The organism is Nitrosomonas communis (assembly GCF_024102715.1).
Classification (GTDB): Bacteria; Pseudomonadota; Gammaproteobacteria; order Burkholderiales; family Nitrosomonadaceae; genus Nitrosomonas; species Nitrosomonas communis_B.
Genome location: NZ_JAGFJM010000049.1, coordinates 33,050 through 54,743, shown reverse-complemented (window position 1 = coordinate 54,743; position 21,694 = coordinate 33,050). Strand labels below are relative to the sequence as shown.

At 49.1% G+C, this 21,694-nt stretch carries 15 protein-coding genes; 3 read left to right on the top strand and 12 right to left on the bottom strand.

The window, feature by feature from the left end; translation table 11 throughout:
* From putA to J5I83_RS04925, 3 genes are all read right to left on the bottom strand, one after another.
* Nucleotides 1–1,695: bifunctional proline dehydrogenase/L-glutamate gamma-semialdehyde dehydrogenase PutA (gene putA / locus J5I83_RS04935; RefSeq protein WP_304053771.1), on the bottom strand; the 1,695-nt coding region annotated here is incomplete at its 3' end.
* Nucleotides 1,655–3,952 (bottom strand): NAD(P)/FAD-dependent oxidoreductase, encoded by a 2,298-nt coding sequence (locus tag J5I83_RS04930; RefSeq protein WP_304053768.1) that lies wholly within the window; start codon nt 3,950–3,952, stop codon nt 1,655–1,657. The genes putA and J5I83_RS04930, both read right to left, overlap by 41 nt.
* Nucleotides 3,953–4,191: 239 nt before the next feature.
* Nucleotides 4,192–5,985 (bottom strand): diguanylate cyclase, encoded by a 1,794-nt coding sequence (locus tag J5I83_RS04925; protein WP_304053765.1) that lies wholly within the window; start codon nt 5,983–5,985, stop codon nt 4,192–4,194.
* A gap of 481 nt (nt 5,986–6,466) precedes the next feature.
* Between J5I83_RS04925 and J5I83_RS04920 the strand changes: the two genes are divergently transcribed.
* A complete protein-coding gene (locus J5I83_RS04920; protein WP_304053764.1) occupies nt 6,467–7,117 on the top strand; it encodes a CPBP family intramembrane metalloprotease in 651 nt (216 codons plus the stop codon).
* Nucleotides 7,118–7,211: 94 nt separating this feature from the next.
* On the opposite strand, the gene J5I83_RS04915 is transcribed toward J5I83_RS04920, so the two are convergent.
* Nucleotides 7,212–8,039 carry a hypothetical protein gene (locus J5I83_RS04915; RefSeq protein WP_304053761.1) on the bottom strand — a complete coding sequence of 276 codons (828 nt, stop codon included), beginning with the start codon at nt 8,037–8,039 and terminating at the stop codon, nt 7,212–7,214.
* 151 nt (nt 8,040–8,190) lie between these two features.
* Nucleotides 8,191–10,314, bottom strand: a complete 2,124-nt coding sequence (gene metG / locus J5I83_RS04910) for a methionine--tRNA ligase (protein ID WP_304053760.1) — start codon at nt 10,312–10,314, stop codon at nt 8,191–8,193.
* A gap of 117 nt (nt 10,315–10,431) precedes the next feature.
* On the opposite strand from metG, the gene apbC reads away from it, so the two are divergent.
* The gene (apbC, locus tag J5I83_RS04905; protein ID WP_304053758.1) at nt 10,432–11,520 is read left to right on the top strand and encodes an iron-sulfur cluster carrier protein ApbC; all 1,089 of its coding nucleotides are present in this window, start codon (nt 10,432–10,434) and stop codon (nt 11,518–11,520) included.
* Nucleotides 11,521–11,524: 4 nt separating this feature from the next.
* A complete protein-coding gene (gene dcd / locus J5I83_RS04900) occupies nt 11,525–12,091 on the top strand; it encodes a dCTP deaminase (protein WP_304053756.1) in 567 nt (188 codons plus the stop codon).
* Between the two features lie 190 nt (nt 12,092–12,281).
* On the opposite strand, the gene cphA (J5I83_RS04895) is transcribed toward dcd, so the two are convergent.
* The 7 genes from cphA (J5I83_RS04895) to J5I83_RS04865 all read right to left on the bottom strand — a co-directional run bounded on the left by cphA (J5I83_RS04895) (nt 12,282) and on the right by J5I83_RS04865 (nt 21,568).
* Nucleotides 12,282–14,897 (bottom strand): cyanophycin synthetase, encoded by a 2,616-nt coding sequence (gene cphA / locus J5I83_RS04895; RefSeq protein WP_304053753.1) that lies wholly within the window; start codon nt 14,895–14,897, stop codon nt 12,282–12,284.
* An 11-nt stretch (nt 14,898–14,908) separates the two neighbouring features.
* Entirely contained in the window at nt 14,909–17,221 is a 2,313-nt protein-coding gene (gene cphA, locus J5I83_RS04890; protein WP_304053750.1) for a cyanophycin synthetase, read from the bottom strand.
* 86 nt (nt 17,222–17,307) lie between these two features.
* Entirely contained in the window at nt 17,308–17,778 is a 471-nt protein-coding gene (locus tag J5I83_RS04885) for a DUF1854 domain-containing protein (RefSeq protein ID WP_304053749.1), read from the bottom strand.
* Nucleotides 17,775–20,042, bottom strand: a complete 2,268-nt coding sequence (locus J5I83_RS04880; RefSeq protein ID WP_304053747.1) for an ABC transporter ATP-binding protein — start codon at nt 20,040–20,042, stop codon at nt 17,775–17,777. Before J5I83_RS04880 ends, J5I83_RS04885 begins: the two co-directional genes overlap by 4 nt.
* Before the next feature lie 208 nt (nt 20,043–20,250).
* Nucleotides 20,251–20,646, bottom strand: a complete 396-nt coding sequence (locus J5I83_RS04875; RefSeq protein ID WP_304053746.1) for a DUF3106 domain-containing protein — start codon at nt 20,644–20,646, stop codon at nt 20,251–20,253.
* Entirely contained in the window at nt 20,625–21,002 is a 378-nt protein-coding gene (locus J5I83_RS04870) for a DUF3619 family protein (protein ID WP_304053743.1), read from the bottom strand. Before J5I83_RS04870 ends, J5I83_RS04875 begins: the two co-directional genes overlap by 22 nt.
* Nucleotides 20,999–21,568: an RNA polymerase sigma factor gene (locus J5I83_RS04865; protein WP_304053772.1), complete on the bottom strand. Its 570-nt coding sequence runs from the start codon at nt 21,566–21,568 to the stop codon at nt 20,999–21,001. The genes J5I83_RS04870 and J5I83_RS04865 overlap by 4 nt, the downstream gene beginning before the upstream one ends.
* Nucleotides 21,569–21,694: the final 126 nt, after the last annotated feature.

Genomic DNA, 21,694 nt, shown 5'->3' with positions numbered 1-21,694 from the left:
CCAGCATTGCTGGCATGCCGCTTCCAGCACCTCGCTGAGATATTTTTGCGCCTCGGTGTCAGCAAGGTTGATACCCTTTGAGTTGAGCCGCTCTTGACCATAAAGGTAACGTGGCATAGGAATGTGTACTGGACGATGCTCAAGCTCTTTGACAGGATCGGCAATGATCTCATCAACAGAGATTTGTTCATTTGCAATCTGATTAACGAAAGAGCTGTTGGCGCCATTCTCCAGCAATCGCCGCACCAAGTAAGGAAGCAATTCCTGATAGTTGCCGACTGGGGCGTAGACACGGCAGTTGAATTGCGGATGCCCATCGAACACGGCGCTATAGAGTGCTTCGCCCATGCCATGCAGACGCTGAAACTCGAAGGGGCGCGACCCGGCCATGACGATAAGAGTGGCAAAAGTACGGGCATTATGGGTGACAACCTGGGGATAAAAAAGATCCCCGCTGCCGAGGAGGCGGTGGGCGCAGGCGAGGTAAGAAACATCGGTCGCCGCTTTATGAGTAAATACCGGATAGCCGTCGAGACCGCGCTCCTGAGCCAGTTTGATCTCGCTATCCCAGTAGGCTCCCTTGACCAGGCGAACTGGAATCTGGCGTTTGCACTGACTAGCCAATTGTGCCAGCCAGTCGATCACATGAACGGCCCGTTTCTGGTAAGCCTGCACTGCCAGGCCGAAACCGTTCCAGCCCGTAAGCTCGTCGTTACAAAATACGCTTGCAAACAGATCGAGCGAGAGATCAAGCCGCTCCGCTTCTTCAGCATCAATGGTCATGCTGAGATTGGCAGCCTTGGCCGCCAGCGCCAGCGCCAGCAAGCGCGGGGACAGCTCATCGAGCACGCGCTGCCGCTGAGTGTACTCATACCGCGGATGGAGCGCGGAGAGTTTCACCGAAATACCGGGATGATCAAACAGATCGCCCTCTCCGGCCTCTTTGCCAAGTGTGGCGATGGCATGATGATAAGCAGCGAAATAGCGCTCTGCGTCGGCAGCGGTGAGCGCCGCCTCGCCAAGCATGTCGAAGGAATAACGATAATGTCTATTTTCATCCTTCCTGCCGCGCGTTAACGCCTCGTCAAGAGTGTTGCCCATAACAAACTGATGGCCGATGAGACGCATCGCCTGCTTGATTGCCAGGCGAATCACCGGCTCGCCACTGCGGCTAATGAGGCGATTAAACAGCGATGACGATGTTTCGAGTTTGACCAGCTTTCCGGTCAACAACAATCCCCAGGTGGAAGCATTGACAAAAAATGAAGCGCTATGGCCGAGATGGCGGTCCCATTCGGCGCCAGAGAGTTTATCTTGAATCAGCCGGTCAGCGGTGGCGGCATCGGGAATGCGTAGCAGCGCTTCAGCCAAGCACATCAGCACTATACCTTCCTCGGTACTGAGATCATACTCATGCAACAAAACATCGATTCCGCCGCGCGCCCACACCGCTTTGCGCACTGTGTTCACCAACTGCCGCGCCAGTGCTTCCACCTGCGCCTGTTCGCGCTCGCTGAGTTTGGTGAAGGCAAGCAAAGTATCGAGTTGCCTGATTTCATCGTAAAGATAGGCGCGGTTGATAACAGCTCTAGCAGAAGTCAAAGCGGGAAAAGGGGTATCATGGATCATGGTAGCTGGCCTCCCATTTGCTGTCTTAACCTGTTGTCTCCTTCCTATCGGCCTCAATTCTACCAAGCGCCTCTTCTGCCGAACGAAGCGAACCTTCTATGAATCCCTGGTAATCGGAAAAAGCCTCGCCGCATACATGAATTTGACCCTTGCATTTGCCATTCTGAGGAAATGCTGCCAAAAATTCAACATGCTTGCGTGACTGTTCTCCGGGCAACCAACCGTGAGCTGCCGCCCCAAAGGGCGCTTTGCCCCAATCATGAATACCGCAGGCCAGCAAATGATCTGCCAGAAAATCATGATGCTCATAATCTCTGGCAAATTGCACAAACCGATTCCACAGCCGTTCTTGTTGTTTTTCCTTAGCTTCGAAATAGTGCTTGGCAGAATCGATACCAAGATAATCTTTCCGTAACGTTTTCTGTCTTTGCGCAGATTGTGCAGCCCACCATCCTTGCATTTGTGACCACTTTTCCTTTACCGCGATTTCGTTATTATGATCGATTTCATTCCCCGCTATGTCCTTCCATAATCGGGCAAGATCTTTCCATTGTCCTCCCCAAGCATTCATCTGTTCAAATGAAGGTAATGGAAATTTATCTTTCCACCAGACGGTGTAGCGCATTTGCTCCGTTTCCGCAGTTTGTTTGAACTCCCGCAGATAATCTGACCAGAAGGTGATGGCAGGATGGTCGGTATAGATCATGATCATACCCCTGGTTTTGTCTTTACTCCGAGTATAGGTAATTTCTCGCGTAGGAATATCGGCTGCCGCTGCGTTTAATTCTAGGTCCTCATGCCACCAGGGATGTTCGAGAATAAAAAAACATTTCAACAAGGGAAGACATTTCACTGATGCTAGTGCGGCCTCACATTTTTGCGCATCTTCCATTAGTGCTCTTTTTCTCAAAATTTGTGGGAGCGATTCTTTGAGTTTATCCAGCGGCAACTTCGGCAAAGCCAGGATAACGTGTTTTGCCAAAAATTCAGATGGTTGATCATCTATTTTATTTTTTATATCAAAAGCAAGCTTCACCGCGCCTTGATTTCTTTGATCTATCAGCTCAAGCGTAGTGAGTTCGTGTCCAACTTTAATTAGAGGGGCAAGCAACTTAGTAAAAATTTTTTTCTGTTCTTCTCCAGATAATTGATTAAATGTGTGATAAAGAGTCTTAGCATCTTGGGTCTGCACTTTATTAATTTCTGCTTGCAAGCTAGCGCGATCGCTCAATTCGCACAGTCTAAAAAGCAAGGCATAAATAATGCGACTCATGCCTCCCCGGATGCCTCTGAGCGCACGCGTCCCTTTGATCGCTTTGAGCCAGAAAATCAGCCATTCCGCTGCATTCAGATTTTCATGCAGGAAGTGGTAATAGCTTCCCCAATCCCGGATTTTGACGACTGCATAGTGGCTTAGGACATCGCTCATCAAATTCCAGAAACCCATATCCCACAGAGGGTGGCCATCTATTTCAAAATATAATCGAATTTTGTAATAGTCAGAATTCTCTTCAAGCCATTTTCGCAATTTCTCTTCTTTAGCCTCGTCAACCGCTGCATTTACCCCATGATGATATTCAGCAAACAAACGCGGATCGAAATCCTCCAGATGATTGATCCAGTCTAATAACTCCCCCTTCCAATAATGCTTGTGAAATGATTTGCCGCTGCGGAGATTATTCCAGGCCTTGTTAGCCTTTGCATGGCGCCACCTGATGACATTTTCCTCATCCTTGTCCTGGTATGTGCCCTCAACAATCTCCAATATTCGTCGGATACTGAGCAGCAACAAATCCATGGTGTTTTTTTGTTCAGCTTCTTCACCTGTCAGGATAAATTTTGCCGATTCCGGCTCTTTGGCGGTATAAGGAAAGAAAGGAATGAGATCGTCCAAAGACTCAGGAGCGCCAGGATCCGGTTCTTTTATGCCTAATTCGTTAAGAAGGTTGCGCAATAAAGACTGGTCGCGCGGTTCGATACGCATGGGACCAAATTCGGCTCGCAGATATTCGGTGATTTCAGGATCATCATAGGGGCTAATATCAAGATCTGTCAGGTCACCCAGCAAGTGTCGGGGATCCCAGGTCGATGCGTATCCAATCTCGCTTGACTCTCTTTTTAATGACCATGTTTCAATCCGACCACCCAAGTGATCACATGATTCGAACAACCGGATTTTCTCTGCCCCACCAAACTGATCCTTATCTTTCAACAGGCGATAAAGACAATACAGGCCAGCAATTCCCCCGCCCACAATTGCTACATCAAGAAGGTTATCATCTTTCTTACTAACGGTATCGTTATTAGCAGTAACCCCTTTCATTCTACACCCCCCTCTTTAACATTAAGCCAAATAAAAGGCTGGATAACTTGTCCCTGGCATGGGAAAAACAAACAAAGTTTTTGCAAAATTCAATCCAGTGCAAAAATACTGCCAAGTGATCGCGGCATAAGATTGTATCTGGCTCACACCAAACTCCAAACTGCTCCTACATTCTTATGCCTCGAACAAATGATGATAGAAGATCTATCATTTGGAATTCGAGCATGCCCCCCGGCAGGCTATGCTGGGGCTGTTCCTCTTGAGTGTGGCGCGGCGCACCAGGTATTGCCTCCAGCCCGCTTAGCCTCATACATCGCCATATCTGCATGATGGCACAACTCAGCCAAGCTGTGGCCATCAGTGGGATAATGCGCCAGCCCAATGCTGGCTGATAGGGTGTGGCTACGCGCATTCACGTGGACTGGTTCATGCATTACTTCCAGCAAGCGACTGGTCACCGCCGCGACCATGCTGCTGCTGGCTGAAGGCGAAAGCAGCACGACGAATTCATCACCACCCACACGTACCACCAAATCCTCATGGCGCACGCAAGCCTGCATACGCTGAGCCAATGCGCGCAATACCTGATCACCTTCGGCATGCCCCCAACGATCGTTGACAGGTTTAAATTTATCCAGATCCACGGACAGCAAATAGAAGCTGTGGCGAGCTTTGTTATCAACATGTAGCTTGAAGCGCTGCTCGAGCGCACGACGGTTGGGCAGACCGGTCAATTCGTCAACGAAAGCTGCTGCGCTGGCATGATGGAGACTCTTTATGCGCCCCGCCAGCGCCAGCGAGAACACCAGACTCTCCAGCGTAGCTGCCACCGGCATAGCCAGTTCGGTCAAGGGGCTGGGCATCAGTAGCCCGCAAATGCGCAACAGAAAAATGACTGTGCCAGCCAGCACAATTCCGTACGCTGCTAGAAAATATCGCGCCGCCACCATGCCCTGCCGCCACCGCTGGATCGCAATATAGAACACCAGACCAATAGCCGGCAGCGATTGTGCAGTTAACAACAGAGATGGTAGCGCATGCGCGCCAGTCAGACGCATCACGATAATGAACAGATAGCTCAGCACGATGAACTGTAGCAATCGATGTGCGCCGGGAAGATACATACGGGTGCGGAAGAAGCTCATTATGAAGCCAGCCAGTGCCAGTCCCCAGAGGCTGGGCAGCACCACCCGCCCCATGGCTACCCACTGCGGCCAGTCGCGCCACCACCATTGAGCCGCGTGGCCATGCAGATAGGCCAGGAAAACACCCAATGTCACAGTGGTTGCAACATACCAACCGTAAACCGGATCGCGCAAACTCAGCGCCAGAAAAAGATTATAGAGACACATAGCCAGCAGCGCACCATAGACACCGCCCAGCAGCAACTCACCCAGATGCTCATGGCGCTCAAGATCATCCTGATGCCACAACGCTACTGGAAAACTGGCACCACCAGGATCATAAGCACGCAGATAAACTGGCCCCTGCTCGGGCAGGATAAAAGCGTACTGGCGCCATTCGCGCTCGCGTCCTCCAGCAAAGGACACACGTTCGCCAGAGGCAAGTTCCTCGAATTCTCCGCGTACATTGCGGCGGTACAAGCGTAGATCATAGAGATTGAGCGGTTCCACCACTAGCCACCAGGGCGCGCTGCGTTCAGTTTCAGCACGGTGGAAATCCAGCCGCAGCCAATGCGCACCCGGCACCAGGCCAACTCCGCTGCACCCACTTCCAGGTGTAAAACGTTGCAGCTCATCCAGCATCTGCTGCCAAGGGATACGTGCAGTGACATCAGTCGCCGCCGCCATCCGATCGTTGATTACCGTCCCGCTCAGTCCGCGCTCGATCAGCAACTTATCAGCATGCGCTGGTGCAAGCTGCGGCATCAGCAATAAAATCAGCAGAATGAAGAGCAAGCAAACAGGATACCCAGGCATGCGGACGCTGCAGCAGGCTACTTGAAGCAGGGAGTACCGGCTAGCCAACTGCACTTGCATGAGACTGGGAAAAATAACCAGTTTATTTTGCATTATTGCAATGAATTAAAGATCCGGTATCAGTTCAAAAATGCTGATAAGCAATCATGGAGCAGAATTGCATTCGGCTATCATTGCATAAACCCTCGAAGATTCAATTGTACCGTGGTACTACATGAGCAACGGCTAAGGCAAGTTGCACCTGATAGCATATTTCTAGTTATGAAACATGATTTTGACCACAAATGTCTGCGTGCTCACACCAAAACAGCTTGTTAAATCAGCACTTTCTGTTCTACTCAAAAATCAAGTGTTATCTGGGTAAGGTAGATCAGCAAGTGCAATCAAACCGGAGCGACAGTCAGTTCCACTTTGACTAAGCAGACTTTTGCTCTTCCTCAAGGCAGGTACACGCTGTAAAATTCTGATTCGTATTGTGTACTTAGCTGTGCGCGTCAGCCAGGCAATGTCACTCTTTGCAACGCTGGATAACAAAAGCATGAATTAGATATACCAGGAAAACTTGTAAAACAGTATGAATTCCACTCCCCCTCACCTTCCCTTGCTCTATCTGGAATGTTTCGCTGTGTTCATCGCATTACCTTTGACGATCCACAGCGTTGATGGCATCAAGTTAATTTTCCTGACGCTATGGGCATTTTCCATCGTTTGCCTTATTTTTCTAGTGAAGCAGCCAGATTTTGACAAGAAACAGCTTGTCAGCACGAAAGAAGTCACGCTACATAACCTAAAACCGATATTGCTGCGTTTTACCCTTCTTGTACCTGTCGTCACCATCTTCACTTATATCTACCATGAGGAAAGATTATTCTCGCTTGTCAGCACACAACCACTTACCTGGTTTCTGGTCATGCTGCTTTACCCCATTCTGTCGGTATACCCGCAGGAGTTGCTCTACCGCATGTATTTCTTCACGCGCTACCGCCCGATTTTTCGTAAGCCATGGCAAATGATTGCCATCAGTTCTTTTCTATTTGGTTACGCTCATATCGTCTTTAACAACTGGATCTCGATTTCGTTTACCTTGGTGGGTGGAGTCATGTTTTCCCATACTTACCATAAACACCAGTCGCTGCTGCTCACTACCATCGAACATGCGTTATACGGCTGTTTTATTTTTACGATCGGTCTCGGCTGGTTCTTTTATCACGCTGCAGACCGGTAAAACCTGGGAATTCAACCCGAAAACCGCAATGTTATTGAGCGTAGCGCGTAAAATCCTGCCCGATTCGATTGAGTGTATCGCGCGATATTTTCTATTAGTACAGGAAAACAACTGTTTTATCGGTTAATAATCCACTGGGTTGCGGACAACGTTTCTCTTTTCCCCACACTTTTTTGTAAGCAAACTGTGGACGTTGCAGCCAGATCTGAGGAAATAATTGCTTATCTTCGGCAAGACCCAATTGATCACGCATCACGCTGAAATACGCACAAATATGGTGATATAGCTCCTGCCTTTTCCCATAAGCATAATGAATGCCGTCAGCGCTCATCCACTCGGGATGCTGCTCACAGAGCACGCATTGTTTGCGCGCAGCCAACTCAATTAGACCTCGATGCACCGCTCTCGCCCGTTCAACTGCTTCACTTCTGGAAAGCTGGCAGGAGGGATAAAACAGATTGCGGAAAAGCTGATAACGCCATTCTGGCAGCGATTCAATCGATGCGATTGGCAGATTGGTCATAACAATATGGACTGAATGCTTCTGCAATTGCTCGACACACCAAGCGATCCACTGCAGGATTTGGTGAGGCATGAATCCATAAAGTATATCGTTGCCGATATCGGTCAGCAAAGCATAAGTAGGTCGTGCATTCCCCGCATCAAGCTGTGACCACAAACCGCTGGCAATGATACCCGGCAACTCGCGTACCAGCACCTGGCTGCTCTCACCATAGGAACGCCCATGACCAGCAGCCACCAGCACCTCGCTCGGTCTGCCACAATAATGCTGAGCCTGCTGAATAACCAGACGCAAAGACAAGGTCAAATTACTCGCTCCTAGCAGAATAAGCCGGTTTGCTTGCTTGGGTTGCTGATGCCATGTCGCGTTAGCATCTCCTGTCTCGTTAAGTTGTCTCAATCTTGTCTAAGGCTACAAATCATAAGGCAGTGGATAAATAACGCTTTTTCCGTTTTTTTGTCAATTTATAAAATAGTGCATGTTAACAGCAAAAAATCATCACATGAACACTAGCACTCAGAATTCCCAAACAGCTTCTTATTGCCTCGATTTACTTGACCCTCATGCCCGGTTGCGCGCCGTCATCAGGAGTAAGGATATATAACCCTCCCCCACTGCTGCCATCGCTTGCTGCCAGCACCATGCCTTCCGATAGGCCGAATTTCATTTTGCGGGGCGCCAGATTGGCGACCATGACAGTAAGCCGCCCTTTGAGTTTCTCTGGATCATAAGCGGATTTAATGCCGGCAAAAACGGTGCGTTGTTCTGTGCCAATATCCAGCGTAAGTTTGAGCAATTTGTCTGCACCTTCCACATGTTCAGCATTGATAACACGTGCGATACGTAAATCAATTTTGCTGAAATCGTCGATCGTGATGGTTTCGGCGATCGGTGTGATTGCATGTTGCTGGATATGCTGTTGCGCTTCTGCGTGCCGCACGCGAGAGTGTGAATCGGGGGTTGGGGCGATGGTCTGTTTGTTTGCTTCAATCAGGGCATCGATTTGCTTGGGATCAATGCGCGTCATGAGGTGCTGGTAGGCATTGATGGTGTGACCGGCTGGCAGCAGCAGGCTGGATAGAGCTTGCCCAGCTTTTTGTTCCGGCCAGCGCAGGGATTGGCAATTAAGGAAGTACGCAATTCTCTCCGCTGTTGCAGGCAGAATCGGCTTCAGGTAACACGAGAGCAAATAAAACAACTGAATTCCCAGACTGCAGACACGGTGCAATTCCTGGTCACGTGCAGCATCTTTGGCGATTTCCCAGGGCGCCAATTCATGAATTAGCTCATTCACTTCATCAGCACGCTTCATGATGTGCCGCACTGCGGCAGAGAAATCCCGCTCTTCATATGCTTTCTCGATGATGCCCGGCTGCCAGGAGGCAAAGCGTTCATCAATCATCTGCTGCAGCAAGTGATAATCTTCTCCGGCAACCAGCTTGCCATTGAAGCGTTTGCTGATGAATCCCGCGCAGCGGCTGGCGATATTGATATATTTGCCGACCAAATCCGAATTCACGCGTGCAGTGAAGTCTTCCAGGTTGAGATCGATATCTTCCAATGTGCCATTGAGTTTGGCGGCATAGTAGTAGCGCAACCATTCCGGATTGAGCTGTTGCTGCAAATAGCTTTCTGCAGTAATGAAAGTACCGCGTGATTTGCTCATTTTCTCGCCATTCACGGTGAGGAAGCCATGCGCAAAAATCTGCGTGGGCGTGCGGTAGCCTGAATTTTCCAGCATGGCCGGCCAGAACAATGCATGGAAATACAGGATATCTTTACCGATGAAGTGATAGAGTTCGGTCGTGCTCTCTTTCTGCCAGAATTCATCGAAATCAATACCGCGTTGCGCACATAGATTCTTGAAACTACCCATGTAACCAATCGGTGCATCGAGCCAGACGTAAAAATACTTGCCGGATTCGCCCGGTATCTCAAAGCCAAAATACGGTGCATCACGCGAAATATCCCAATCGGACAGTTTGTTTTCTCCCGCCTCTCCCAGCCACTCGTGCATTTTGTTGGCTGCTTCCGCTTGCAGGTGATTGGCTTCATGCGTCCAGCGGCGCAGGAAATCGGCGCAACGGCTATCCGACAAGCTGAAGAAGAAATGCTCGGAGGCTTTTTTCACAGGAGTCGCGCCCGATACCGCGGAATAAGGATTTTTTAATTCTGTCGGCGCATAAGCTGCACCACAGGCTTCACAGGAATCGCCATACTGATCTTTTGCGCCGCATTTGGGACACTCCCCCTTGACGAAGCGATCCGGCAGAAACATGTTTTTGACCGGATCATAAAGCTGCTCGATAGCGCGTACTTTAATAAGCCCCGCTGCTTTCAGCTTGTGATAAATCATCTCCGAATACTGACGAGTTTCCGGCGAATGTGTGCTGTAGTAATTATCGAAATCGACATGAAAACCAGTAAAATCCCGCAAATGCTCACCATGCACACGCGCAATCAGTGCTTCCGGCGTCATACCTTCCTTCTCAGCGCGCAGCATGATAGGCGTGCCATGAGTATCATCTGCGCACACGTAATACACCGTGTGTCCCTGCATTTTCTGGAAGCGGACCCAGATATCGGTTTGTATGTATTCCACCAGATGGCCAAGGTGAATGCTGCCATTGGCATAAGGCAGCGCAGAGGTAACCAGAATCTTGCGTGTGTTCATCGATTGTCAGTAGTTGAATGTTAGGGGGATAAATTGTAACAAACTGGATACTTTACCCTGATATTTGTTAACATCAATGGTTTTAGTAAATGATGCTCTGCATTAAGGAGTGATATCGTGGCGATTACAGAACAACAAATAGAAACCGCCCTCAAGCAATTGATCGACCCGACTACGGGCAAAGACTACGTCAGCAGCAAGGAAGTACACAACGTCAAAATCGATGGGAACAATGTCTCGCTTGAGATCGAACTGGGCTATCCGGCAAAAAGCGTGTTCGAATCGATTCAACAGCAAGTCAGTGATACGCTGAAAGCCATTCCAGGTATCGGCAGTGTCTCGGTCAACGTCACCAGCAAGATTATTCCGCACAGCGTCCAGCGTGGTGTCAAACTGATCCCGGGGGTAAAAAACGTGATTGCAGTCGCTTCTGGCAAGGGAGGCGTTGGTAAATCTGCTACGGCAGTCAATCTTGCACTGGCGCTGGCGGCTGAAGGTGCCAATGTCGGCATTCTGGATGCGGATATCTACGGTCCATCACAACCGCAAATGCTCGGCATCAGCGGTCAGCCCGAATCACCCGACGGTAAAACCATCGAACCGATGCACGCGCATGGCATTCAAGCCATGTCGATCGGCTTGCTGATCGATGTGGAAACGCCAATGGTATGGCGCGGCCCGATGGTGACGCAGGCCTTGCAGCAGTTGTTGAACGATACGCGCTGGCATGACCTTGATTATCTCGTTATCGATCTGCCACCTGGTACTGGTGATATTCAATTGACGCTCGCGCAGAAAGTGCCGGTGACTGGTGCTGTCATTGTCGCTACCCCGCAGGATATTGCTTTACTGGATGCGCGCAAGGGACTGAAGATGTTTGAAAAAGTAGGTATTCCGATTCTCGGCATCGTGGAAAACATGAGCCTGCATATCTGCTCGAAATGCGGTCATACCGAGCCTATCTTTGGAACAGGCGGCGGCGAAAGAATGAGCAAGGACTATGATGTCGATTTATTAGGTGCACTGCCCTTGGATATCAAGATCCGCGAACATACCGATTCAGGCAAACCCAGCGTGATCGCAGAACCGGATGGACAAATCGCTGAAACTTACCGTGCCATAGCGCGCCGGGTTGCGGTCAAAATAGCCAATCTGACAAAAGACTACTCTGAAGTATTTACTAAAATTATCATGGAAGATAATTAACCCCATGACGATCAAATCAGACAAGTGGATCCGCAAAATGGCCAGCGAGCATGGCATGATCGAGCCATTCGAACCTGGTCAGGTCAAACAGAAAGATGGCCACAGCATTGTTTCCTATGGCACCTCCAGTTATGGTTACGATATCCGCTGCTCAGACGAATTCAAACTGTTTACCAATCTGAACTCGACCATCGTCGACCCCAAGCGGTTTGACTCGAATTCCTTCGTCGATGTCAAAAGTGACATTTGCATTATCCCGCCCAATTCCTTTGCACTCGCACGTACAGTCGAATATTTCCGCATTCCGCGCAACATCCTGACGATTTGTCTGGGTAAATCCACCTACGCGCGCTGCGGCATCATCGTCAATGTCACCCCATTTGAACCAGAATGGGAAGGATATGTCACGCTCGAATTCTCCAATACCACTCCCCTCCCTGCCAGAATTTATGCCAATGAAGGCGTCGCTCAGGTGATCTTCTTTGAAGCGGATGAAGTGTGTGAGACTTCATATAAAGATAGAAACGGCAAATACCAATTCCAGCAAGGCGTAACCTTACCTAAGATATAAAATTCATTCCTGAGTATCACCGTTTCAGCTCGGCAAATTATCAGATCAACTGTGGAATCTGGGTTGAACCAGGACTCCGCAGATTCCGCCTTATGGTCGAGTAGGGTTCCTTACAGCGCCACTGAGTACATGAGACAAGGCAAACCTCCAAGCAGCCATACATCCCAATATTATGTGCAATCCATCACCGCTAGCTTGTCAGCGCCTCTTCCATCATTTGATCATTGCTTCGGCAGACAGTAGCAATCCGGTCACGGATGTGACCAAGCGCCTGTTCCACCTGATCAACTAAGATGAGACAAAGCTCCCCTGCCTGCAGATTGGTGAGCGCTGTATCAATCGCCTTGAACTCACCGTGTATTTCACTCACCTTGCGCACACGTTTAGCATTCTCGAGACCTTCACGTAATAATCCCAGCACTTCACCATCGGCACGTCCACGCTGACATTTGTCCTGATAAAGCACGACTTCATCAAACACATCGCCCAGAATTCGGGTCTGCAGCCGGATATCTTCATCACGACGGTCACCCGCCGCACTGATGACCACTGTCCGCCTTTTTGCAGGTATGCGATCAATCGCACACGCCAGCGCTTCCATCGCATCCGGATTGTGCCCATAATCAGCGATCAGCGTCGCATCCCGGTAACTGAAAAAATTAAACCGTCCGGGCGCAGTCTCCACATCGCTAATGAAATTAGCCAAGCCAGTACGAATGACAGTCCAATCCAGTCCCAGCGCCCACCCCACAGCAATAGCTGCCATAGCATTCTCAATCTGGAAGGTGACAAGTCCATTCTGGGTGAGCGGAATCTCGCCCAATGGTATCCGTTGTTCAATCTCTGCCGCCGACATAACAATGTAACGATCCTCAAGGTAGATCGCTCGCTTGCGTTGTGCCCGTTGCGCCAGTATCACTGGGTTATGATTATTGCGGGAAAAGAATATGACACTACCTGGGCAGTGCTCAGCCATTCTCACCACCAACGGATCATCCGCATTGAGCACGGCAACGCCACTTCCTGGCGTGACATTCTCTACGATGAGCCGCTTAACGGCGGCTAATTCATCAGTTGTATTGATATTAGCCAAACCGAGATGATCTCCCCTCCCGATATTGGTGACCACGGCTACTTGGCAGTGATCGAAACCCAATCCCTCGCGTAGCATTCCCCCGCGTGCCGTTTCCAGCACGGCAGTATCGACATCAGGATGAAAAAGAACATTTCTGGCACTCTTAGGACCGCTACAATCACCAGTATCCACGCATTCACCATTGACAAAAACGCCATCGGTGCATGTCATGCCCACGCACAGTTGATTACTTTCAAAAATACTCGCTATCAGGCGTACCGTGGTCGTTTTACCGTTGGTGCCGGTCACAGCAACCACCGGAATGCGCGCATTATCACCTTGTGCGAACATATTATCGATAATCGCCTCTCCTACAGGGCGCCCCTTCCCATAGGAGGGTTGCAAGTGCATACGCAAACCAGGCGCTGCATTGACTTCGATCACCGCTCCCCCTTGCTCCTCCAGCGGACGCAGAATGCTATCGCAGATCACATCCATCCCGCAGATATCCAGGCCGGTCATTTGGGCAGCAGCCACCATTGTTGCTGCAATTTCTGGATGAATATCGTCTGTGACGTCGGTTGCCGTACCTCCTGTGGACAGATTAGCGTTATGACGCAAAACAACTCGCTTGCCTTTAGCCGGAATGGATTCTGCTGTCAGTCCCTGGCTAGCGAGATAAGCCAGTGAAATCTCATCCAGGTGAATTTTACTCAGTAAATTGGCATGACCTTCGCTGCGCAACGGATCACGGTTGATTTGCTCCACTAGCTGATAAATGCTATGCACACCATCACCTACCACCTGCGGCGGATCACGCCTCGCTGCAGCCACAAGCTTATTGCCCACAACCAGCATGCGATAGTCATGGCCACTCACATAACGTTCAACCAGGACATTATCACTAACTGCTGCAGCTTTCAGATAAGCTACTTTTATCTGTTCATAATCAGTCAGATTGGCTGTCACGCCCCGGCCTTGATTCCCATCCTGCGGTTTGACGACTACAGGCACTCCAATCTCACAAGCAGCAACCCATGCGTCTTCAGCGTCTGTAACGGGTCGTCCCATCGGCACAGGAATTCCAGCTGCGCGCAAAAGTACTTTGGTCAGATCCTTATCCTGCACAATGGATTCCGCCACTGCACTGGTTAAATCACTTTCGGAAGCCTGGATACGCCGTTGCCGGCTACCCCACCCGAACTGCACCAGACTTCCATCAGTCAGGCGGCGATAGGGAATACCACGTGCGACCGCAGCCCGAACAATAGCACCAGTGCTTGGCCCGAGACGAATATCCTCATAAAGCGCCCGCAAACGTTGTAGCGCATCAGTCAGATCAAAGGGTGTATCTTCCATTGCAGCATGACACAATTTTAAAGAGAGTTCAAAAGCAAGGCACCCCACAGCTTCTTCACTGTATTCGACAATAATGCGGAAAGTATCTGCCTCCGGCATGCGAACAGTACGGCTAAAAGTAACCGGACAACCTGCCTGTGCTTGTAAACCAAGTACAGCAATTTCGAGTACATGCGCCACTGTAACCGCTTCATGCTGATCAGCAGGCTGGAGTAATGCAATCTCCGGAAAACGTTCACGCAGACGTGTTTCAAAACCTGGCAGCCGGTCGATGAACCATTCGTTTTCATTAAAAACAACCGTTGCTTCAATGGAAGTGTGCTTACTCCATAAATTGGGACCGCGCAATGCACGAATTTGTATCACTTTCATATTAAATTTCCTTAAATTTCTTGTTTTTCTGGAAAATGTAGATATTGAGATTTATTCTTTTCCTGATTAAAACCGAATGTTTCAATACCCAGCCGAATAAGCTCAGGAGCAATACCAAGCGCCCAAGCGGCACCTACCGCAGCTAATACATGCTCGACTTCCCTCACTGCGCGTTCACCCACAGCAGGTTGCAACTCAGCCAGTTTGATCAATGGCATTTCATCTGCTCCATTAACCAGCACGATTCTGCCATTCCGGACAATGACAGCCCGCTTGCCGTGTACAGGACCTGTACCCTGTTGGCGATGTGCATTGATTGCCGGCAACTCTGGATCACTGCTGAAGTAAATGACTTCACCATGGCACAGCTCCGACATCTCGATCAGCATGGGAATGCTTGCATTGAGAATCGCTGCACCTGTCGGCAAAATCACCTCTTTTAAAACATCATCGATTACAGCTGCAGTTGGCGTTACGACATCAACCTGCGTACGCAGTACAGTAAAAACTTGTTTGGGCGTTTCAATGCCGTATCGACCATAGTGCAAGGCAGGGTTGACATTGGTCACGATACCTACCTGGCAGCTATCATAAGCCAGCCCTTCGCGCAGAATGGCATCGAAACCGTTCTCGAAAACCGCCGCTTCAACGGTACGATTCATCAATACGCGATTCGCTGCCTCCCACTTAGCGCTATCACTTTTGTCAATTTGCTTATGATCAAGATAGAGACCACTGCTGCAAGCTAAGCCGGTACGCTTACCTGACAACGTGAGCAGCCTGGCGACGAGATGGGCAACTGTTGTTTTGCCATAACTACCAGTAATGCCGACAACGGGAATACGGCCATGGTCCTGGCCTGGGAAAAGATGATTGACAATCGCTTGGCCGACAGGCCGGGACTTGCCGACAACCGGTTTGATATGCATCAATAGACTGGGACCGGCATTGACTTCGACGATCGCGCCCCCCTGCTCAGCGAGCGGACGGGAGATATCGCTGACCACCAGATCGATACCAGCAATATCCAGCCCAACAATACGCGCTGCCAAGACTGCCGTTTTAGCAATGCTCGGATGAACATCATCTGTTACATCAAAAGCATGGTTACCATTGCGCTGAATCAGCACTTTGTTGCCCTCCGGCACCACAGAATCACTGCTATAGCCTTGATGAGCAATTTCCATCTGTGCAGCACTATCCAGCCGGATGATATTGAGAGGATGATCTTCAGAAGTTCCCCGGCGCGGATCAGAGTTAATCTGATTATCGATCAACTCGGCAATGGTAGAAACCCCATCACCCACGACAGATACCGAATCACCGCGCGTAGCCGCCACGAGTTGACTGCCTACGACAAGCAAGCGATGCTCTGTACCTGGAATGTAGCGTTCAACCAGCACATCACTTCCTTCTTGTAATGCAATACTATAGGCTGATTCGATTTCTTCACGCCTGCTCAGTTCGATAAACACGCCACGCCCGTGATTGCCATCGCGTGGTTTGACTACCACCGGCAAACCTATTTCCTTGGCAGCTTGCCAGGCATCTTCTGGACTAGTGACCGCCCGCCCTTCCGGAACAGGCACACCGCAGGAATCAAGTAGCGTTTTAGTCAAATCTTTGTCACGTGAAATACTTTCAGCAATAGCCGGTGTCCGGTCTGTTTCAGCAGTCCAAATATGCCGACTGTGCGCGCCGTATCCCAACTGAATCAGGTTTCCTTTGGCAAGCAAACGGATAGCTGGAATATTGCGCGCGATCGCTGCATCCACAATGCATGCGGTTGAAGGCCCAAGCCACAACGAATCGACCATGTCACGCAAACGTTCCACCGCACCCTTCACATCATAAGACTGATGCTGAGAGTCAAATCCCATTGCTGCCAAGATCAGTTCGCGTGCTGAGAATAAGGCACTGCGTGTAATCTCTGCATGCCAGGCACTAACAACCACCTTGTAGACACCTCGGCTAGCAGCTTCACGCGCCCTGCCAAAGCCGCCACGCATCCCTGCCAGATTCTGCAATTCGAGTGTGACATGTTCAAGAATATGACATGGCCATGTTCCTTCCTCGACGCGCCTCAGAAAACCGCCACGCTCTCCGTAACTGCAGCGATGCTCAATCAGGCTAGGTAACCAAGAAGATAAACGCTCATAAAAACCAGGAATGGTATCCGATGGATAATCTTCAAGCTCTCCGATATCAACAAGCGCTTCAAGCACCGGGTAATACGTCCAGATATTGGGGCCATTCAGGTGACGGATTTCAAGAAACTTAAAGTCTTTCTTACTGCTATTATCAGGTTTGGAATGAGTTGACATAAATTGAAATCTGAATAAATAACATTTCAATTAACGCAGCTGGTATCCAATCGGTTTACATTCAGTCAAACTATTTTTGATCTGCTTTAGAGGAAACGGTCAAGCAGTTTGCAACTATGGCGATCGAGCAGCAAACGATCACGAATCAGAAAATGAATACCGTAACTATCGGTGATCAACAAGCCAGTAGGCGGCAGGCGGCGGATATCTTCTTCGCCTTTGAGCACGAAGGCAGTATCACCCCGATCAGTTCGAACCCACCAAGTGCTGGGAGTGATAAAGCTTGATACTTTATCGATCCGCTTAATCTCGGGCATGAATTCACGACTTATGAGCTCTGCCCTGATCAAGGCACAAAATTCTTCGGGTAAATCATTCAGGTTTTCAATCCAGGCGAGTTCATGACCTTGCGCGCTGACCAGCGCGATGCTTTCATCAGACGCTGTCACCGGAAAGGCCCGTATAGGTACGACACCTTCGTACACTTGATGATTTTTAGCTACCAAAACCAGGCGCCCAAAGGCATTCCGGCTCAGTTGATAATCAGGCTGGTTCACACACGATCTCCCCTGACGCGAACCGCACTATCCAACTCGGCCAAATGATCCTCAGTATCGACATTACGCGACTGAGACAGGTAGAGATGATGGTAATACCCCTGACGCGCCATCAGTTCGGTATGATTACCCACCTCAACGACTTTTCCACCATCGAGCACCACCAATCTATTAGCTTCACGCAAGGTGGATAAGCGGTGGGCGATAGCGATGGTTGTCCTGCCTTGCACAAGATTATCAAGTGCCTCCTGGATCTCTTTCTCAGTTTTGGTATCGACCGAAGAGGTCGCTTCGTCCAGGATCAGGATGCGTGGATCGATCAGCAAGGCACGGGCAATCGAGATACGCTGCCGTTCGCCACCTGAAAGCGCTTGTCCGCGCTCACCCACCAGCGAATCATAACCATAAGGCAAGCGCAGGATAAATTCATGCGCATAGGCGGCACGTGCTGCCGCAATGATCTCTTTGCGCGTTGCGTTAGGCTTGCCATAAGCAATATTCTCTGCGATCGTGCCAAAGAAAAGAAAGGGCTCTTGCAGCACCAGACCGATATGTTTGCGATATTCCGCTATAGGTAGAGAGCGTATATCTACCCCATCAACCAGAATCGCACCTTCAGTCACATCGTAAAACCGACAGATCAGATTGATGAGCGTGCTCTTACCTGAACCACTATGTCCTACCAGGCCAATCATCTCTCCTGGCTCGATCACCAAGCTGACATCTCGCGTGACACTGCGCGTTCCATAGCGGAACCCCACGTTGCGCAACTCAATACGGCCTGTCATCGCGGGTAAGGTAACCAGTTTGACTGGCTCTGGCACACTCGAAACATGGTCCAGAATATCAAAAATACGTTTGGTTCCGGCTGCCGCTTTCTGCGTTACAGAAACGATCCGGCTCATCGAATCCAGTCTTAGATAAAAACGTCCAATATAGGCCAGAAAAGCAGTCAGCACACCGACAGAAATCTGATCCTGCGATACCTGCCAGATACCAAATATCCATACCACCAGCAAGCCGACCTCAGTCAATAACGTGACAGTAGGCGTAAATAGTGCCCAGACTCTGTTAACCCGATCATTGATTTCCAGATTGCGTTGATTGGCCGCACGAAAGCGTGCCACCTCCCGATCTTCCTGGGCAAAAGCCTTGACTACACGAATCCCGGGAATGGTATCGGCTAGCACATTATTGACTTCCGCCCAGACGCGATCAACTTTTTCAAAACCCGTGCGTAATCTGTCGCGAACCAGATGAATTAACCAGGCAATGATCGGTAACGGTAGCAATGTCACCAGCGCTAACCACGGGTTGATCGAAACCAGAATGATAGCGGTCATGCTCATCATGATCACATCCGTGGCAAAATCGAGCAGATGCAGCGAAATAAACAGATTGATACGATCTGTTTCTGCTCCAATCCGTGCCATCAGATCCCCTGTGCGCTTACCGCCAAAGTATTCTTGTGACAGCTTGACAAGATGCTCATAGGTCGTCGTCCGTAAATCTGCGCCGATACGCTCGGATACTTTAGCTAGCAGATAAGTCCGTGACCAACCCAATATCCAGGCCAACAAAGCCGCAGCTAGCAGACCGGAAAGATAAATGGTGACAAGATCAACATCGATCGGCTTACCGTTCTGATAAGGAATCAGCACATTGTCCATCAGCGGCATGGTCAAGTAGGGAGGCACGAGCGTCGCAGCAGTACCGCCAAGCATCAGCAGGAAGCCTGTGAGCAAACGCCATCTGTATGGCCTGGCAAAGCGCCACAAACGAAACAATGTCCAAGTGGAGGGAGGAATATGAGCATCCTGATTGCATACCGGACAAGTTTCCTGCGCACTCGATAACACTGCTGCGCATTTCGGACACTTGACCGGAATGCGCTGTATTGGCGTTTCTCCGGTTAAACGGAAATGGAGTTGTTGCGTAAATTCCGCTATGAGATGATGCACTCCCGCATTCTTGCCCAAGGTATAACACCATTGAGCAAGCCGTGCTTGTGTATCAAATAGCTCGAGATTACCCACACCCGCATGATCACGACATGACAATTTTAATCCCTGCTGATAGCTCCAGTCTTGCCAGCATTCTTCCTCCGCCATTTTTGCCAATAAGCGCCGGTTGGTGACCACCACTATGCCAGAAGAAAAATGCAAGCGCGTATTCAGATCAACTTCCAGCCAGGCCAGCACGATTTCTTCGCTTGTCAAATATGCCGTGACTTGAGAAGCCCAAACGGGAGGAAACGTCAGCATAGTTTCATGTTGCAATGGATAAGAGTTCTGTTGCATTTGCTCAGGGGTGATCAGGTAGAAGAGGAAAAAATGATTACAACTAATACTAGTTACAGATAGGATGTATAAAACTCAAATACACACATATGTACTCATTCTGCTATACAGGCATTCTGTTTAATCCTGAACAGAATGCAGCAATACCAAGAATTCAAGTTATCTTGGCCAATTACTGCTTGTTGTTATTTTCCGGTAATTCATCTGGCTTTCGCCATTTTTGCTTGACTTCCTGACGTTTGTCAGCAGGTAGTTTTTTTATTTTTTTGTATCTTTCCCGGGCCTGCGTGCGCTGCTCGGATGTCAGCGCATTCCAGCTACGCATCTGAGATTGTATACGCTGTTGTTCCTGAGGAGTCTTCTTTAAATAATGTTTAGTGATATTTATCCATTTCTTTTTTTGGGCTGGTTCGATTGTATCCCAGTTCTGCTCAAGCGGTTGCAAGATTATTTTCTGATAGGGTTTGAGCTCTGCCCACGTAGGCTGTCTCTGCTCAGAAAAAGCATCACTGGGATAGGCAGTAAATAATAATATCCAAACAGCGACTAGGAGGTGGAATCCAGCCATGCATCAAACTCATCATCAATATAAACATCAACTGGCAAATCGTCAGCGAGTATCATCGCATCAATTGCGGCATTTTCATCGATTTCGTAGCCAACTTTCAAATAAATAGCTCCCAGCAAAATAAGTAATACAGCCACTGACAAAAGCAGTTTGTTGGCATGAGCAAAAAGTCCGTCATGCCCACTATGCACAGAGACACCCGCACCGATATGAAAAATCTTTTTCGCAGGTTGATAATTCTGCAGGGCAGCCATGCGCGCTATTTGCAATTGATACAGTGTATTCTGGTTAATTTCACTTAAACTACGATTCAATAGTTTGGCCACCTCTTTTCCCATCCTATCTTCTTCGTTCATAATTTGACTCCTTTTTCTTTCAGTATAGTAGCAAGCGCATGCGCTGCCCGAGAGCAATGTGTTTTCACACTTCCTTCTGAGCAGCCCATCACCTTGGCAGTTTCACTTACATCCATTTCCTCCCAATAACGCAGCAGGAAGGCTTCTCGTTGACGCGCAGGTAATGTTTCTAATGCTTTCTCGATAAAATTGATTAATTGCGATTGCTCAAGTTCCGTGTATGGATCAGTACCTAAACCAGTATCTTTTGATATCGGTAAAGTTTCCAGTAAATCATGACCTTCACTTTCATCATGAGTGGGCGCGAAAGCTGAAAAGAGTGTTATCCATATCGAGCGGGATTTCTGCCGCCGGTAGTAATCACGTATCGTATTCTGCAAAATACGCTGAAACAGGGGAGGCAGTTCTTCGGGCAATTTATCCGCATATTTCTCGGTAAGCTTCATCATAGAATCCTGCACAATATCCAATGCCACGTGTTCATCATGCACTGCGAACAGCGCCTGTTTATATGCACGCTGTTCGATGCTGATGAAAAAATCAGAGAATTCTTGTAGCGTAGCCAGAGCGGCCTACCTTTTAATGGAGTAAAAAATTATCATTTTTGCTGCAATAGTAGCAATTTTTTTGTTTTAGCCAGGAAGGAATGATGATTCTCTGTCTATGGTTTTGTATTTATTGAGATAGGAAAC